Origin of the sequence: Fundidesulfovibrio magnetotacticus (assembly GCF_013019105.1) — a bacterium.
GTDB classification, from domain to species: domain Bacteria; phylum Desulfobacterota; class Desulfovibrionia; order Desulfovibrionales; family Desulfovibrionaceae; genus Fundidesulfovibrio; species Fundidesulfovibrio magnetotacticus.
Genome location: NZ_BLTE01000002.1, coordinates 43,465 through 60,670 on the forward strand (window position 1 = coordinate 43,465; position 17,206 = coordinate 60,670).

Below are 17,206 nucleotides of genomic sequence, written 5' to 3' on the forward strand. Positions count from 1 at the left end.
CCACATTGATGTTTCAGTTAGGCCCTGGGAGAAAAAGCAACCTTCTCGAAGTCTTCCAGCGCCGCGATCAATGCATCGTAGTTCTCACGGTTCACATTGTTGGCGCTGACCTTGCCACTCTTTATAGCTGCTGTGATAATCTGGCTCGTCGTGACGAACGTGGTGTTGATGTCAGGGACTTTATGCTGATCTCCAGCACCCTTTTTCTTGCCAGGATTCGTGAGTGAAAAAACGCGGCTACCCGCGTTTTTGCTGATGCTCTCCAGATGGGCCACGGGATCGAGCCCCACCTTCTTCATCGCCTGCATTTCCTTGATGTCCGCCGCGTTAAGCTCGAACTTTTGCTCGCAGAAGGTACGAAGGGCAGGCATCGGGATAACCAGGCCCGCTTTCTTCAGCTTGAGGTCACCGATCGCGAGGGCTGCAAGGACCGAATAGTCACACTCGAGGGCCTCAGACTTCGTTTGGACATACTCGAACACGGCTTCGAGCGGATCGTCTTCGGTGCTGAAAGGGGGATTTTCGGCGATAGGGTTCAGCTTCTTGAGCAGTGTCAGGCCCCTATGGCAGTGCCTTTCGACTTTGCGGAGGCTGGCAAGCCTCATATTCTCCTGAAGAACCTTGATGCTCTTACCGGGAAAGTACTTCATAGCCATGGGCATCCATTCGCCATGGGCCATGGAGGCTTTTATAATGTTGGCCATGCGGCCACAGATGAGAGCGCAAACCACTCGCACCACGTCGGCCTGGACCATGACAGGGCTAAAGACGTCGTTCCAAACCCGTGCCGTGATCTCCGCTTGATTGTCTGGCGATTTGTTGGACAGGATGCCGCAGAAATCGTCGGCGAGCTTATTGAATTCCCTGACGCCCTCCTGCTTGGCTTCGCCGTCTTGACTCAGCAAGTCAAAGACGTAGCGAACACGCCGCGCCTGCTGAGTAGGATCGATAGAGGGCGTTCCTACGGCAATAGCGTTACGGGAAGACTGCGCCTCGACCTCACCGTTTGTAGCCGCCGCGTCATCAATGGGGCGAACGACACTCGGGTCAGAAAATTGCTCCAGGCCTGGGCTAGGCCAAGGATCAATTTTTACGGAAGAATGGTGGGGGATTTCGGTGAGGACCTGGTCGACTGCCCGGTCCTCCAGATTGGCCTCGTTCATGTGCTTTCCTTTGGAAGGAGGTTCTTGCGCTTCCGTCCCCGCCCCAGTGGCGAGTTTCGTTTGCGCCCACCCTCTACCCTTTCCAAAGGACGTGCCGCAGACAGTGATCTTGTAACTAGCTAATATTAAGTGATTTTATATTTCTCACTTCAAGATGACTAGCCTTTTCCTCGGCGTATAATTAAGTTTTCTAAATTTTTCATTAAGTCCATTCTTATCGAGTACTTGCGATACTCGACCCTCCGTACGGCCAGCAACCTTCGCAATTTTTTTCTGATACCCATGGGATGTTCCGAGAACAGAGCACAGCGTTTCATAATAAAGGTCTCGCAATTCATTTAATGAAATGTTTTCGATATGAATCTCCTCACCGTCTGCCTCAACTTCTTCTCCTAAATAGTAGGCCAAGAACTCATTTCCCCTGTAGTGCTTGCGCAGAGCATTTATATCAAGCAAATCATCGGTTTTAATCTCTTTAATACCTGTCAAAAACTTAGTACACTCAAGAACAACAAGCTTCATCTCTTCAGTAAGAGTGCTAAATATTTCTAGCGCTTGTGGCTCGTCATCGTATATATAATTAACAAAGTTAATATAATTTAACTTTCCAGAGACATGCTTACAAGCACTCTCCACTGCCTCATTGCTAAAAGCCATCTGTTCTATCCGCTCAGCTATCCTTTCTTTGCTAAATTTATTGCACACAACTGAACTTTTCAAATCCAACAAGTCGCTACTAGAATTAATGTTCTGAGAAAACACAAAACAAAATGACCAAAAACCACCGTATAGCTTTCGAAATATGCCGTTATCAACAATCTTGATTCTTTCTCCGATCGACGAAACTACATATTCAACCGTATTGTTCAGATCATTTTCAACAGACCCGACTATCACTGAAGAAAAACTGTCCAGGCCCAAGCGAAATTCATCAAGGACTGCCTCAATGCATTTAACATTAACGCCGCCTTGCTTAAGTCTCAACACCAGTTCACTCCCTTTGCTGAAGCAAAAAGAACCCTCTTCAGATCTCTGGCGAAACAATGCGCTGTATTGTTGACGATGAAATGCCTTGACAGTAAACTCAAATTTATCATCCTTTATGAATTTATTTCTTCTGGCATATTCAATATTTTCACGAATAGCATTGCATACGCTCTCTACCTCTCTGACATTCCCTGGCCAATTATATCCGAACAGGGCCAGAACTACACCGCCTGTAAGCAACCCAATGAGTTCTTTGTCAAAGTGTTGGACATAATATATAACGTCATACCGGCGCTTATGAAGAGGAGGAACTGCAAACGTCTCAAATCTGAACCAAAAATCTGGCCTAAATTTTTCTCGTGGAGCGTTAGTTGTTGCGACAATTTGAGCGTTGAGCCTTGTTTCTTTTGTGTCGCCAAGCGAAAAAAACACTCTTCTCTCTATCGCAACAAGAAGCTTCGCTTGAAGATTTTTTTCCATTTCTCCAAGCTCTTCTAATATTACAACACCATCTCCAGCAATTTCTAAAATTCCCTTTTTATCTTTGACAGCCGTGCTAGACGCTCCTTTCTTATATCCAAATAGTTCAGACTCCAATAATGTTTCTGGTATTGCTGAACAATTGATAGCTACAACTCTTCTCCCTGGATACTGTTTAAGATACTTGTGAACAAAGCACTCGGCAAACATGCTTTTACCAACGCCGGTTTCCCCGCGAATCAATAGACAGGAATGCTCTCCAGCCTTTTTCTTATTTATGATCGCGTCGCAGCGAATTTCAAATCGAGCCAGCGTTTCGACTAATCCTGGCGGCACAATCCAAGACCCTGGTTCCCACGAGTAGGTGCTATCCATATTTAACTCACTTTATTTTTTTAAACTTTTATGCTTGCCTGAGGGATTGTCAACGGCTCCGTTTTCAGCATGGGGAACAAAACCTGAGTCGCCTGCAAAAACGCACATTCCCCCATACCTGCCCCCTCCTGGACGAGGGACTGCCCCAGGCCCAAGCCCAAAGGGGCCGCAGGGAAAATCCCAGGAAGGCCCCTTACCGCGCAAACCCGAGGGACAGGGGGAGATGACGGGAAGGGAGGACCGGGACAGCTCCAGAGGACCAAGGGGGCCGGGTAAATTCCCGCAGCCATAGTGCTCACTCCGGCAGTTCCTGAATCAGGCCCTGCGTCAATGCTCATTCTAGCAGCCACGGAGACATGGCCCATGGGGATGGTATCCACCCTCGTACTAGAATCTCAGAATTTTTCAGGTGATGCATCTGGATGTCCAGATGTCCAAATGGGGGGCGACCTCTTGAAAACCTCCCAAGGGGCATTGGGCTGGTTTCTAGGTCATCATCTTGGGAAGATTAGACAAAAATACTTGTCGGCGGGAGTAAAAAAGGGGCAGGGGATGACGTCTTGAAAATTTTCAAGCGACCCCACCTGGGGGTGATCAGGCTGGATTGATGGTGCGAAACATCGTGCTGCTCCGCCGGGGCCGCCAACAGGATTTGTTGGCGGATGTTGGCTAAGTAAAAATTCGAAGGGGTTACCCAGTTTCCCGGATAACCCCTTGAAATGTGTGGTGGAGCTGGACGGAATCGAACCGACGACCTCTTGAATGCCATTCAAGCGCTCTCCCAACTGAGCTACAGCCCCACACGGGAGAACTGCTTCTGCCAGCGTCTCGCCGATTCGTCAACAGCTTTTTCCCATCCGCTCGAAATTTTCTTCACCCCTTCCCTCCCCGCCACCACCCCTGCTACATCTTCTGCCGCCGGAGGACATCGTGACCGAGCTCATCAAACGTCTGCTCCTCAAAGCCGTCTGGCTCGCCGTGGTGTTCCTGGGCATCACGCTCATCAGCTTCTGGGTCATCAATCTCGCGCCCGGCAAGCCCACGGACCTCCAGACAGACCTGAACCCCCTCATCACACCCGAGGCCATCGAGCGCCTCGAGAAGCTCTACGGCCTCGACCAGCCCATCCACGTCCGTTACAGGCTCTGGCTCGAGCGACTCGTCAAGCTCGACTTCGGCAACGCCCTCACCGGCGACCGCCGCCCCGTCTGGGACAAGATCAGCGAGCGCCTGCCCCTCACCGTGGGCATGAACCTCGCCGCCATGGTCCTCACCCTGGCCCTGGCCATCCCCATCGGCGTCACCGCCGCCGCGCGCCACAACGGACCCTTCGACCGCGCCTCCACCGTCTTCGTCTTCCTGGGCTTCGCCATGCCCGGTTTCTGGCTGGCCCTTCTGCTCATGCTGGGCCTGGGCATCGCCTGGCCCGTGCTGCCCATCTCCGGCGTCACCTCCCTGGACCACGCCACGCTCTCGCCCCCCGCAAGGGCCTGGGACATCATCCGGCATCTGGCCCTGCCCATGTTCATCTACGTTTTCGGCGGCCTGGCGGGCATGAGCCGCTACATGCGCTCGGCCATGCTGGAGGTGCTCCGGCAGGACTACATCCTCACCGCGCGCGCCAAGGGCCTCTCCGAGCGCGCGGTGATCTATCGCCACGCCCTGCGCAACGCCCTGCTCCCCGTGATCACCCTCCTGGGGCTCTCGGTGCCGGGGCTCATCGGAGGATCGGTGATCATCGAGCAGATCTTCTCCCTGCCCGGCCTGGGGCAGCTCTTCTACCAGGCCGTCATGAGCCGGGACTATCCCCTGATCATGGCCAACCTCGTGCTGGGCGCCGTGCTCACCCTGGGGGGCAACCTCCTGGCCGACATGGGCTATTCCCTGGCCGATCCGCGCATCCGCTCCGGAGGCGGCCGTGGCTGAGGGATTCGCGCGCCGCGCGTTGCGCCACCCCATGTTCGTGGCCGGGCTCCTCATGGTGGGCGTGGTCTCGGCGGCGGCGCTCCTGGCCCCCTGGATCGCCCCGCACGACCCCGTGGCTCTGGACGTGGAGAACATCCTGCGCCCCCCCGGGGCCGCCCACTGGCTTGGCACCGACGCCCTGGGCCGCGACGTGTTCTCGCGCCTGGTGCACGGCGGGCGCGTCTCCCTGTGGGTGGGCTTCCTGGCCGTGGGGCTCTCGGTGGCCGTGGGCCTGGCCTTCGGGCTGGCTTCGGGCTACTTCGGCGGCATCGTGGACGAGGCCATCATGCGCGGCGTGGACGTGATGCTCTGCTTCCCCTCGTTCTTCCTGATCCTGGCCGTGATCGCCTTCCTGGAACCCAACCTGGCCAACATCATGATCGTCATCGGGCTCACCTCCTGGATGGGCGTGGCCCGGCTCGTGCGGGCCGAGGCCCTCACGCTCAAGGGGCGCGATTTCGTCAGCGCGGCCCGGCTGGCGGGGTGCGGCCCGGCGCGCATCCTGGCGCGCCACATCCTGCCCAACGCCGCCGCGCCGGTGCTCGTCTCGGCCACGCTGGGGGTGGCGGGGGCCATTCTCACGGAGTCGGCGCTGTCGTTCCTGGGCCTGGGCGTGCAGCCGCCCACGCCCTCGTGGGGCAACATGCTCCTGGAGGGCAAGGAGGTGCTGCAGATCGCGCCGTGGCTCTCGGTGTTCCCGGGGCTGGCCATCCTGGTGACGGTGCTTGGCTACAACCTGCTCGGGGAGTCCCTGCGGGACTTGCTGGACCCCAGGCTTCGGCAGTAAGGGGTTCTCCGTGATCGAATTTTTACGCATTCGCAACCTTGCCCTCATCGCCGACGTGGAGCTGGAGTTCGCTCCAGGCCTCAACGTGCTCACGGGCGAGACGGGCGCGGGCAAGACCTTCGTGCTCAAGGCCCTGGAGTTTCTGACCGGCGAGCGTCTGGCCCCGGACATGGTGCGCCCCGGGACGGACAAGGCCCTGGTGGAGGCGCTTTTCGTGCTGGAGGGTCGCGAGGTGATCCTGCGCCGCGAGCTTTCGGCCGGATCGGGCCGGGCCAGGCTCTCCATCGACGGCCAGCTGGCCACGGCCGAAGCCCTGCGCGAACTCAAGCCCAGGCTCCTCCTGCACGCCAGCCAGAACGGCCAGCAGAAGCTGCTCTCCCCGGCCTTCCAGGCCCGGCTCCTGGACCACTTCCTGCCGGAGCAGGCCCTGCTGGAGGAGCGCCGCGAACTCTCGCGCCGACTGACCGGCGTGGAGCGCGAGGCCCGGGAGCTGCGCGAACGGGTGGCCCACCTGGAAGACCGGCGCGAGGTGCTGGAACTCAAGCGCACGGAGATCGACAAGGCGGCCCCCCGCGAGGGCGAGGAGGAGGAGCTTCTGGAGCGCCAGCAGGCCCTGCGCCACGCGCGCAAGGCCCGCGAGGCCCGCGAGGCCGCCCTGGACCTTCTGCTGGGCGAGCAGGGAGCAGGCGCGGTGCTGGGGCGTCTGGAGCGCGAGCTCGGCCATCTGGCCCAGGCCGGAGAGCCTTACCAGGCCGACCTGGACGCCGTGCGCGAGGCGCGCCTGGGCCTTTCGGAGCTGGCCCAGCGCCTGCGCCAGGGCGGCGCGGGGCCAGCGGACGACCCCGAGGCCGTGGAGGCCCGCCTGTGGGAGCTGGCGCAGCTCAAGCGCAAGCTCAAGCTTTCCATGCCCGAGATCCTCTCGCTGCACCGCGAGATTGAGGCCAACCTGAGCTTCCTGGACAACGCCGGGCTCGACCTCAAGCGCCTGGAGCGCGAGGCCGGGGAGCTGCGCGCGGCCCTCGGGCGCGCCCTCTCGCGCCTGGACGGGGCGCGCGGCGAAGCGGCCGGAGCTCTCTGCGCGCGCGTCGAGGAGGAGTTGCGCGGCCTGGGCTTCTCCGAGCACGTGCGCACGCTCTTCGAGTTCGCGCCCGTGGAGCTTTTCCCCGCCGACGCCGGGCACGAGGCCCTTACGGAGCTTTCGGCAAGGCTGCTCTTCGCGCCCAACCCGGGCCAACCGCCCCGGCCCCTGGACCGCATCGCCTCGGGGGGCGAGCTGTCGCGCTTTCTCCTGGCGCTCACGAGCCTGCGCGCCGAGAACGACGAGGCCGTGCTCATCTTCGACGAGGTGGACGCGGGCATCGGCGGGCTCACGCTCAACCGCGTGGGCGAGCGCCTGAAGGCCCTGGCGGGGGAGCGCCAGATGCTGCTCATCACCCACTGGCCTCAGCTGGCGGCCCTGGCGGAGCGCCACTTCCTGGTGGCCAAGCACGTGGCCGAAGGCCAGACCGAAACCACCGTGACACGCCTGGAAGGCCGCAACCTCTCCGAAGAACTCTCGCGCATGGCCGGAGGCGGCGAGCAGGGCCGTGCCATGGCCGAGAAGCTGCTGCTGCCCCTGGGCTGATTGCCCTTTCCTTTCCGTCCTGAACAGCTCTCGCCCACGCGGCGGCGTGCATGGCCGGTCCGGTCGTCCGAGGCTCCGGCACCCTGAACAGGTACTCCACCATGGAGAGGGCCGCCTTGGAGACTTCGCCGAGAGCCCCGGTTTGGCCTTCGTCGCGCAGACGCCTCACTGTGTCGATGTCGCCCTCCGCAACAGCGGCGTTCATGTTCGCCTTATCACGGATGCGCGCGAAGAGGCGCCCCTCCCCGCCGTCACAATCGCCCGGAACCCCGTGAGCCCGCGCGGGCCGGACATCGCTTGCGCTTTGCCCCTGGAAATGTCACCGCATCGTCACATTGTCACCATGGCCCCGTCACCGGCCCGTGATGGGTAGCGACCACCGGAGGTTGCGGCAATGACCAAAGACACCGTGCTCATCGTCGAAGACGACGAGGACATTCTCCAGCTCCTCGAATACAATTTCCAGTCCGCCGGGTTCGACGTCTCCACGGCCCGCGACGGCCTGGACGCACTGGCTAAAATCAGGCGCAGAACGCCGGACCTCGTGCTCCTGGACATCATGCTCCCGGGCGCGGACGGCTTCGAGGTCTGCAAGACCATCAAGCGCGACCCCAAGACCGCCCAGACGCCGGTGATCATGCTCACGGCGCGCGGCGAGGAGGTGGACCGCATCGTGGGCCTGGAACTGGGCGCGGACGACTACGTGGTGAAGCCCTTCAGCCCCCGCGAGCTGATCCTGCGCGCTCGGGCCGTGCTCAAGCGCCTGGCCCCCGAGGCCGCGCCCAAGCAGGTGCTGCGCCGCGACGGGCTCGACGTGGATCTGGACGCCCACAGGGCCACATCCCACGGCGAGGAGCTGCTGCTCACGGCCACGGAGTTCAAGCTCCTGGCCGAACTCTTCAAGAGCCAGGGCCGCGTGCAGACCCGCGACCAGCTCCTGAACACCGTCTGGGGCTACGAATTCGAGGGCTACGCCCGCACCGTGGACACCCACGTGCGCCGCCTGCGCCAGAAACTCGGCCCCCACGCCGCTCTCATCGAGACCGTGCGCGGCGTGGGCTACCGCTTCAAACAGTAAGGACACGCATGATCGGCTTCGGAGCGCGCATCTTCCTCTCCCATCTCGCGGCCTGCTGCGTGGCCCTGCTCACGCTGGCCGCCGCCCCCCCCGGCGCGGCCGGCGCCGGGCTGGCCGTGGGCGCCGGGCTGGCCGCCTCGGCCCTGCTCGGCTGGCTGGCCGCGCGGCGCCATGCCCGCTTCGTGCGCCAGTGCGCCGCGGTGCTCCAGGCCGTGGGCGACGGCGACCACGGCCGCAGGCTCTGGCCCGAACCCGGCCAGGCCCTGGAGGAACTGGCCCAGGGCGTGAACGCCATGGCCGACGGCATCGAGGGCCAGATCCGCGCCCTGGAGGCCGAGAAGCTGCGCATGGAGACCATCCTGGACGGCATGCGCGAGGGGCTCATGGTCCTGGGCGCGGACGGGCGCATCCTGCTGGCCAACAAGGCCCTGGAGGCCCTCTTCCCCCAGGCCGCCGGGGCCGTGGGCAAGCGCCCCATCGAGGTGCTGGCCTGCCCCGAGCTCCAGACCGCCGCCGACACCGTGCTCCACTGGAAGGACCCCGAACGCCCCGCCGTGGTCTCGGTGCAGATCGAGCCCGGCCAGGAACGCTTCCTGGACGTGAGCCTCGTGCGCCCGAGCCCCCCCCAGGCCGGGCTGGGCGCGGTGCTCGTCTTCCACGACCTCACCGAGTTCAAGCGCCTGGACAAGGTGCGGCGCGATTTCGTGGCCAACGTCTCCCACGAGTTGCGCACGCCGCTCACCTCCATCAAGGGCTACGCCGAGACGCTCATGGCCGAGAAGCCCTTCCGCGAGGGCCAGCCCAGGCGCTTCCTGGACGTGATCCTGAAAAACGCCAACCACATGTCGCGCATGGTGGACGAACTCCTGGGCCTGGCCCGCATCGAGAACGACCGCCAGCCCGCGGTGAAGTCCCCGGTGCGCGCCTCCGATTGCCTGCGCGCCGCCCTGCGCGAGTGCGCCGCGCTCTCGGCCGAGCGGCGCGTCGCCGTGGAGAGCCTGCTGCCCCCCGACGGGCCGGTGGTGCTGGCCGACGCGGGCAGGCTCACCCAGGTGCTGCGCAACCTCGTGGAGAACGCCCTGAAATACGGCCCCGAGGGGTCCGCCGTCACCGTATCGCATCATCCCGGCGACACGGGCGTCATCTTCCGGGTGGAAGATGACGGCCCGGGCGTGCCCGAGGCCGAACGTCTGCGCGTCTTCGAGCGCTTCTACCGGGTGGACAGGCCCCGCAACAAGGGCGAAGGCGGCACCGGACTGGGGCTGGCCATCGCCAAGCACATCGTGGAGCGCCACGGCGGACGCATCTGGGCCGAACAGGCCAGGCCCCCCCGGACCGGCGCGGCCTTCTGTTTCAGCCTGCCCGAAGCCCCGTAATCCCCGACCACAAGGAAACCCCACATGGCAACGCCGCCCAAAATGTCCGCCAGGAACCTGGACTTCTACTACGGGGACTTCAAGGCCCTGCACTCCGTGAGCATGGACATCACCGCCAACCAGGTGACCGCGCTCATCGGCCCCTCGGGCTGCGGCAAGTCCACCTTCCTGCGCTGCTTGAACCGCATGAACGACCTCATCGACATCGCCCGCGTGGAGGGCGAACTGACCCTCGACGGCCAGGACATCTACAAGACCGGCATGGACGTGGTGGAACTGCGCCGCCGCGTGGGCATGGTCTTCCAGAAGCCCAACCCCTTCCCCAAGACCATCTTCGAGAACGTGGCCTACGGGCTGCGCGTCAACGGCATCTCGGACAACGCCTTCATCGCCCGGCAGGTGGAGAAGAGCCTCAAGCAGGCCGCCCTCTGGACCGAGGTGAAGGACCGCCTGCACACCAACGCCCTGGGCCTCTCGGGTGGACAGCAGCAGCGCCTGTGCATCGCCCGCGCCCTGGCCGTGGAGCCCGAAATCCTGCTCATGGACGAGCCCGCCTCGGCCCTGGACCCCATCGCCACGCAGAAGATCGAGGAACTCATCCACGAGCTCAAGACCGACCTGACCATCATCATCGTCACCCACTCCATGCAGCAGGCCGCCCGCGTCTCCGACACCACGGCCTTCTTCTACATGGGCAAGCTCATCGAAATGGACCAGACGGAAACCATCTTCACCCGTCCGGCCAACAAGCAGACCGAAGACTACATCACCGGCCGGTTCGGCTAGGAGGCGACCATGGACCCGCGTTTTCAAAAGGAACTGGAACAGCTCAAGGTCAAGGTCCTCCAGATGGCGGCCTACACCGACCGCGCCCTGGAGCGCGCCCTGAACGCCGTGCTCGGGCGCGACACCGACCTGGCCCGCGTGGTGATCGACTCCGACCGCGAGATCAACGCCATGGAGTGCGAGGTGGACAACCTCTGCCTGCGCCTGCTCGCCCTGGACCAGCCCGTGGCCATGGACCTGCGCTTCATCGTGGCCTCCATGCGCCTCGTGGTGGACCTCGAACGCATCGGCGACGAGGCCGTGAACATCGCCGAACAGTCCATTCTTCTGGCCCAGGCCCCCACCGGGCCCGTCATCCCGGAACTGGGCGCCCTGAGCTCCCAGGTGTCCGGCATGTTCCGCACCGCCGTGAACTCCTTCCGCGAGCAGGACATCGAACTGGCGCGCCAGGTCTGCGCCGCCGACTCCCTGGCCGACGACCTCAACGTCAAGGTGCTCAAGGGCTGCATGGAGCTGGAATCCGCCGAGTGCGGCATGGCCGGGCTCGACCGCGCCATCCGCACCGTGATGGTGGCCCGCTCCATGGAGCGCGTGGGCGACTTGGCCACCAACATTGCCGAGGCCGCCATCTTCGTGGTCAAGGGCGTGTCCATCAAGCACCACTGCCAACCCTTCTAGGGCCGCGCGCCGCCCGGCCCGCACCGGGCGGCGCGCCCCTTCCCCGTCCGACGCCCCCCCTCTCCCCCGACGCCGCGCCTGGACTTCCCCTCCTCGGGGCGCTAGAAGCCTTGCAGGATCGTCAGACCCCGGCCGGGCCTCCCGCCCGGGGCGCCCCACGGAGGCCTCGTGACGCCACACCCCCTCTTTTCCACCATCGAAGGCGCGTTCCTGGCGCTTTTGGCCGCATTCCACATGGCCGGGGCCTTCTCGGCGGTGCGCGCGCTCTTCACGGCTCGCTCCTCCCAGGGGGCCATCGCCTGGGCGCTTTCCATGGTCATGTTTCCCTACGTGGCCGTGCCGCTCTACTGGGTGCTCGGGCGCGACCGCTTCGTGGGCTACGTCACGGCGCGCCGGGGCGGCAGCCCCGAACTGCACGCCCTGCGCGCCGGGCTCGACGCCAAACGCGCCGATTCGGCCCTCCTCCCCCACGAAACCGCCGTGCCCGCCGCCGTGCTGGAACGCCTGGCGGGCATGCCCTTCACCGCTGGCAACAAGGCCGACCTCCTGGTGAACGGCGAGGAGACCTTCCGCGCCATCTTCGAGGCCGTGGCCCAGGCCCACGACTACGTGCTCGTGCAGTTCTTCATCATCCACGACGACGCCATCGGGCGCGACCTCAAGGACCGCCTCTGCGCCAAGGCCCGCCAGGGCGTGCGGGTGATGCTGCTCTACGACGAGATCGGCTGCCACGCCCTCCCGGAGGCCTACCTGGAGGACCTGCGCCACGCGGGCGTGGACGCCAGGGCCTTCAACACCACCAAGGGCCTGGTGAACCGCTTCCAGGTGAATTTCCGCAACCACCGCAAGATCGTGGTGGTGGACGGCCGCGTGGCCTTCGTGGGCGGCCACAACGTGGGCGACGAATACATGGGCCGCTCCCGCCGCTTCGGCCCCTGGCGCGACACCCACCTGCGCTGCGAAGGCCCAGCCGCCGCCCTGGTGCAGCTGTGCTTCGCCGAGGACTGGTTCTGGGCCGAGGGCGGCCTGCCCCGGCTGGACTGGTCCCTGGAAAGCCCCGCCGACGGCAGCGTGAGCCTCCTGGCCCTGCCCAGCAGCCCCGCCGACCTGGTGGAAACCTACACGCTGGCCTTTCTCCAGCTCGTGCAGTCCGCGCGCGAGCGCCTGTGGATCGTGAGCCCCTACTTCGTGCCCGACCGCGAGGTCACGGTGGCGCTCCAACTGGCGGCCCTGCGCGGCGTGGACGTGCGCGTGATGCTCCCCGCCCGGCCAGACCACAAGCTCGTCTATCTCGCCAGCTTCTCCTACTTCCCGGAGCTGGAGCGCCAGGGAGTCAAATTCTACCGCTACCAGCCGGGCTTTCTGCACCAGAAGGTGGTGCTCATGGACCGCGACCTGGCCTTCGTGGGCACGGCCAACTGCGACAACCGCTCCTTCCGGCTCAATTTCGAGATCACCATGGCCGCCCTGGGCCGTGACTTCGCCGACCGGGTGGAGGCCATGCTCCTGGAGGATTTCGCCCGCTGCCGCCCGGCTACGGCCAGCGACTACGAGGACCGCTCCATGGCCTTCAAGGCCATGGCGCGCCTGGCCCGGCTCCTTGCGCCCATCCTTTGATGCGTTGCCTTCATCCCGCAGGATGCGTAAGGAGTCTGGGAAGTCTCGAAGAGATGTCGGCCCAACCGCGCATGCAAACGGAGAACACATGACCATCCGGTTCGTCGCGATCCTTCTGGCCCTGGCCCTCGCCCCGGGGCCCGTCGCGGCGCAGGCCCCCGGGCCTCTGCGCCTGGGCGTGAGCATTCCCCTCACGGGCGCGGCGGCCGGCATCGGACAGTATCTGCTCTGGGGCGTGGAGATCGCCGCGCAAGAGGCCAACAGCGCGGGCGGCGTGAACGGAAGGCCCGTGGAGCTCGTGATCGAGGACGACGAGACAGACCCCGACAAGGCCCGCGCCAACGCCCGACACCTCGTGGAGCAGGAACGCGTGGCGGCGGTGCTTGGCCCCGCCAACAGCGGCAACGCCCTGGCCATGATCCCCGTGCTCCAGCAGGCGAAAACCCCGCTGATGCTCCTTACGGCCTCGGCCACCCCCCTGACGCGCCCCCCGGCCGACGGCTCGAAGAACTACGTCTTCCGCGCCACGCTCCCGGACCGCGACCAGCTGCGCAAACTCGTGGACTGGGCCGCTCCCCGCTTCCAAAGCATCGCCGTGGCCGCCGACACCACACCTTACGGGAACCTTTGCCTCCAGGACATCACCGAACTCATGGCCGAAAAGGGCATAAAGCCCGTCGCCGTGGTGCGCTTCGACCTGGGCGAACAGGACCTTACCCCAAAGGCCCGCGAGCTGGCCCGCTCCACGGCCCAGGCTGTGGCCCTGCTCACCCTGGGCCAGGAGGTGGCCAACTTCGTGCGCGGGGCCGACCAGGCGGGCTACAGCACCCGTTTCATCGGCCAATACCCCTTCTTTCTCCAGCCCGTGAAGGACCTGCCCGAGCGGCTTTCCAACGGGCTCACCGGGGTGCTGGGCTCCTCGGCCGACGCAAGCCCCAAGGCCCGCGAGATCGACCGGCTCGTGCGCACGCGCTACCGCGTGGAGGGCTACTACCCCTTCAAGTTCGTCGAGGCCGCCTACGAAGGGACCCGGCTCGTGCTGGAGGCCGCCGCCCGCGCCGCGCCGGACGACGGCACGGCCCTGCGCGACGCCCTGGAGTCCACCGAGCGCTTCGAGGGCGTGAGCCGGGTGTTCCTGCGCCCCTTCTCCCCGGGCCAGCACGAGCTCTACAAGGCCGACAACCTTTCCATGGGCGTGTGGAAAGACGGCGCGGTGGTGAGGCTCGACGAATGAGCGCCCACCGCCAGGCCCCCCGCGCGCGCCACGCAGGCCCCGCATGAGCATCCGGCGCAAGCTCTTCCTGGGCGTGGCCGCGGCCTCGCTGGTCACGGTGGTCTGCGGCTTCGCGGCCGTGCGCTTCCTGGGGCTGGAGAGCTTCCGCCGGGTGGACCAGGAACGCGCCGTCAACGACATCGCCCGCGTCGCAGCGGCGCTGGACAACGAACTGGCCCACATGGACACGGCCCTGCGCTTCAAAAGCGCTTCGGACATCACCTACCGCTTCGCCAAGGACCGCGACCGCCAGCTCGCCGCCAACTACTTCTCCCTGGAGGCCCTGCGCGGCGGCAACCTGAACCTCATGGCCCTCTACGATCCCCTGGGGGCCTTCGTGGCAGGGGCCGCTTTCGACCTGGCCACGCGGGAAAGCCTCCCCCTGACGCCCCTGCTGGAGAGCCTGCCTCCGGCCGTGCGCCTCTCCGGCACGGGCGGCAGCCCCATCCAGGGACGGGGCCTGGCGGACACCGAAGCGGGGCTCATGCTCCTGTGCTGGCAGCCGGTGTTCAACTCCCTGGGCTGGGGGCCGCCCCGGGGAACGCTGGCAGCGGGCAGGATCCTGGACGAGCGCATGGCTGAAACGCTCTCGCGCCAGCTCCACGTGCGGTTCACCATCCAGGCCCTGGACCGGGCCGACCCCTCGGCCGTGGCCGGGGCGCTCACCGCCCGGCGCGAGGACAGGCCCGCCTCCTTCGGCCCCGAAAACGAGGAGAGCCTCACGGCGTACGCCGTCTACCCCGGCTACGACGGCGCGCCCGTGGCGCTCCTGAGCGTGCACCACCCCAAGGCCGACATCGCCCAGCTCCGTCAGGCCATGCTCGCGGCCCTGGGCCTGGTGGGCCTGGCGGGTCTTTGCACCTTCGGGGTGAGCCTGTGGCTGCTCGTGCGCACGGTCACGCGGCCCCTGGAGCGCATCACCCGCCACGTGCGCGGCCTCAAGGACGCCCAGGGGCTCTCCCGCCCCCTGGCCCTGGGCCGCTCCGACGAACTGGGCGCGCTGGCCGACGCCCTGGACGCCGCCGGGCGCGACCTGGCCCGCCTCTACGGACAGCTGGACCGCCAGAACGCCGCCCTGAGCCTGCTGGTGGAGAACATCCCCCACCCCATTTCCGTGAAGGACGGCCAGGGCCGCTACGTGCTGGCCAACCCGGCCCTGGCCGAACTCCTGGGCCAGCCCCTCACCCGCCTGACGGGGGCCACGGACCGCGAACTGAACGCGCCCGCGGGCTGGGCGCGCCGCGCCCGCCAGTTGGAGGCCGAGGTGCTCCTGGGCGGGGAGCCCCGCTTCGCCTCCGAGGAGATCTTCGACGCCCCGGCCGGAGGCACGCGCCTCTTCGAGACCAGCCGCCTCCCCCTGGCCGACCCCGAATCCGGCGCGACCCGCGTGCTCACCGTGAGCCTCGACGTCACCGAGCGAGCCCGCGCCGAGGAGCGGCTGCGCCTGAGCGAAAACAGATACCGCTCCCTCTTCGACTCCATGAACGAAGGGGCCGTGGTCCACGAAATCGTCCACGGAGCCGACGGGGAGCCCTCCGACTACCGCGTGCTGGACGTGAACGCCGCCTTCGAGCGCATCCTGGGCATTTCCCGCGCCAGGGCGGTGGGCGCGCTGGCCTCTCAGCTCTACGGAACGCCGGAAGCGCCTTTCCTCGCCGTGTACTCCCGGGTGGCCGAAACCGGCGAGCCCGCGCTTTTCGAGGTGTTCTTCGAGCCCATGGACAAGCACTTCACCATCTCGTCCTTCCGGCCGGCGCCGGGCCAGTTCGCCTCCATCTTCACCGACACCACGGAACGCCTGAAAACCCAGAAGGCCCTGCAGAACGCCCACCTGACCATCCAGCACGTGCTGGACTCCATGCCCTCGCCCGTGATCGGCGTGGACGCCCTGGCCCGCGTCACCCACGCCAACCGCGCCGCCTCGGCCCTCCTGGAGCACGCCCAGGGCGGCCTGCACGGCCGCCCCCTGGCCCAGGCCTTCCCGGCCCTGGCCCCCCACATGGCCGCCGTGGCCGACTCCCTGGAGCGGGGAGGCCCCGCCGAGCTCCACCGCATCCCGCTGACCGTGGGCGGCGTCCAGCGACTGTGCGACCTCCAGGCCTTCCCCATGACCGCCGCCGGGCGCGTCACGGGCGCGGTGGTGCGCATCGACGACGTCACCGAGCGCGTGCGCATGCAGGAGGTGGTGCTCCAGACTGAAAAAATGATGAGCGTGGGCGGGCTGGCCGCGGGCATGGCCCACGAAATCAACAATCCCCTGGGGGGCATCCTCCAGAGCGTGCAGATCATCAAGCGCCGCCTCCAGGAGGACCTGCCCGCCAACATCCGCGAGGCCAAGCGCCTGGGCTGCCCCCTGGAAAACGTGCTGGCCTACCTGGAGGCCCGCGAGGTCACGCGCTTCCTGGACGGCATCCACGAGGCCGGGCGGCGCGCCGCCGCCATCGTGGCCAACATGCTGGAGTTCAGCCGACGCAGCGAATCCAAGATGACCCCCTCCAAACTCGACGCCGTGGTGGACAAGGCCCTGGAACTGGCCTCCAGCGACTACGACCTGCGCAAGAAATACGACTTCCGGCTCATCGGCATCGTGCGCGACTACGACCCCGCCCTCCCATCCGTGCGCTGCACCAAGACCGAGATCGAACAGGTGCTCCTGAACCTCATCAAGAACGCGGCCCAGGCCCTTTCCATGGGGCCTTCCCCCGACGCGCCGCGCATCACCCTGCGCCTGATCCGCGAGGAGAGCTTCGCGCGCATCGAGGTGGAAGACAACGGCCCAGGCATGGAGGAGGCCGTGCGCAAGCGCGTCTTCGAGCCCTTCTTCACCACCAAGCCCACCGGCGTGGGCACGGGCCTGGGGCTCTCGGTGTCCTACTTCATCGTCACCCAGAACCACGGCGGATCCATGACCGTGGAGTCCTCCCCCGGCCGGGGAGCGCGCTTCATCGTGCGCCTGCCGTTCTCGCCGCCCCCGCAGGCCTGAAACGGGCCGCGACCGCCGCGAGCGTCCGGCTTGC

Annotated in this window: 12 protein-coding genes and 1 tRNA gene; 10 read left to right on the top strand and 3 right to left on the bottom strand. The window is 65.2% G+C overall.

The features are described 5' to 3' along the window. Positions 1 to 17: 17 nt before the first annotated feature. From NNJEOMEG_RS03250 to NNJEOMEG_RS03260, 3 genes are all read right to left on the bottom strand, one after another. Positions 18 to 1,163: a hypothetical protein gene (locus NNJEOMEG_RS03250; RefSeq protein ID WP_173081279.1), complete on the bottom strand. Its 1,146-nt coding sequence runs from the start codon at positions 1,161 to 1,163 to the stop codon at positions 18 to 20. A gap of 144 nt (positions 1,164 to 1,307) precedes the next feature. Beyond that, a complete protein-coding gene (locus NNJEOMEG_RS03255) occupies positions 1,308 to 3,005 on the bottom strand; it encodes a sigma 54-interacting transcriptional regulator (RefSeq protein ID WP_173081281.1) in 1,698 nt (565 codons plus the stop codon). A 724-nt stretch (positions 3,006 to 3,729) separates the two neighbouring features. After that, positions 3,730 to 3,805: transfer RNA gene (locus NNJEOMEG_RS03260), tRNA-Ala, on the bottom strand. 130 nt (positions 3,806 to 3,935) lie between these two features. On the opposite strand from NNJEOMEG_RS03260, the gene NNJEOMEG_RS03265 reads away from it, so the two are divergent. From NNJEOMEG_RS03265 to NNJEOMEG_RS03310, 10 genes are all read left to right on the top strand, one after another. Further along, the gene (locus NNJEOMEG_RS03265; RefSeq protein ID WP_173081283.1) at positions 3,936 to 4,931 is read left to right on the top strand and encodes an ABC transporter permease; all 996 of its coding nucleotides are present in this window, start codon (positions 3,936 to 3,938) and stop codon (positions 4,929 to 4,931) included. Further along, on the top strand, positions 4,924 to 5,757 hold the full coding sequence (locus NNJEOMEG_RS03270; protein WP_268885673.1) for an ABC transporter permease: 834 nt from the start codon (positions 4,924 to 4,926) through the stop codon (positions 5,755 to 5,757). The genes NNJEOMEG_RS03265 and NNJEOMEG_RS03270 overlap by 8 nt, the downstream gene beginning before the upstream one ends. Before the next feature lie 10 nt (positions 5,758 to 5,767). After that, positions 5,768 to 7,381 (top strand): DNA repair protein RecN, encoded by a 1,614-nt coding sequence (locus tag NNJEOMEG_RS03275; protein ID WP_173081285.1) that lies wholly within the window; start codon positions 5,768 to 5,770, stop codon positions 7,379 to 7,381. A gap of 394 nt (positions 7,382 to 7,775) precedes the next feature. Beyond that, positions 7,776 to 8,459 carry a response regulator gene (locus tag NNJEOMEG_RS03280; protein WP_173081287.1) on the top strand — a complete coding sequence of 228 codons (684 nt, stop codon included), beginning with the start codon at positions 7,776 to 7,778 and terminating at the stop codon, positions 8,457 to 8,459. Between the two features lie 8 nt (positions 8,460 to 8,467). Continuing rightward, positions 8,468 to 9,835 (top strand): HAMP domain-containing sensor histidine kinase, encoded by a 1,368-nt coding sequence (locus NNJEOMEG_RS03285; RefSeq protein WP_173081289.1) that lies wholly within the window; start codon positions 8,468 to 8,470, stop codon positions 9,833 to 9,835. 24 nt (positions 9,836 to 9,859) lie between these two features. Beyond that, a complete protein-coding gene (gene pstB / locus NNJEOMEG_RS03290; RefSeq protein WP_173081291.1) occupies positions 9,860 to 10,621 on the top strand; it encodes a phosphate ABC transporter ATP-binding protein PstB in 762 nt (253 codons plus the stop codon). A gap of 9 nt (positions 10,622 to 10,630) precedes the next feature. After that, positions 10,631 to 11,299, top strand: a complete 669-nt coding sequence (gene phoU, locus NNJEOMEG_RS03295; protein WP_173081292.1) for a phosphate signaling complex protein PhoU — start codon at positions 10,631 to 10,633, stop codon at positions 11,297 to 11,299. Positions 11,300 to 11,467: 168 nt separating this feature from the next. Further along, entirely contained in the window at positions 11,468 to 12,916 is a 1,449-nt protein-coding gene (cls, locus tag NNJEOMEG_RS03300) for a cardiolipin synthase (protein WP_235956817.1), read from the top strand. 88 nt (positions 12,917 to 13,004) lie between these two features. Then, positions 13,005 to 14,150 (top strand): ABC transporter substrate-binding protein, encoded by a 1,146-nt coding sequence (locus tag NNJEOMEG_RS03305; RefSeq protein WP_173081293.1) that lies wholly within the window; start codon positions 13,005 to 13,007, stop codon positions 14,148 to 14,150. Positions 14,151 to 14,193: 43 nt separating this feature from the next. After that, positions 14,194 to 17,172, top strand: a complete 2,979-nt coding sequence (locus NNJEOMEG_RS03310) for a PAS domain-containing protein (RefSeq protein ID WP_173081294.1) — start codon at positions 14,194 to 14,196, stop codon at positions 17,170 to 17,172. Positions 17,173 to 17,206: the final 34 nt, after the last annotated feature.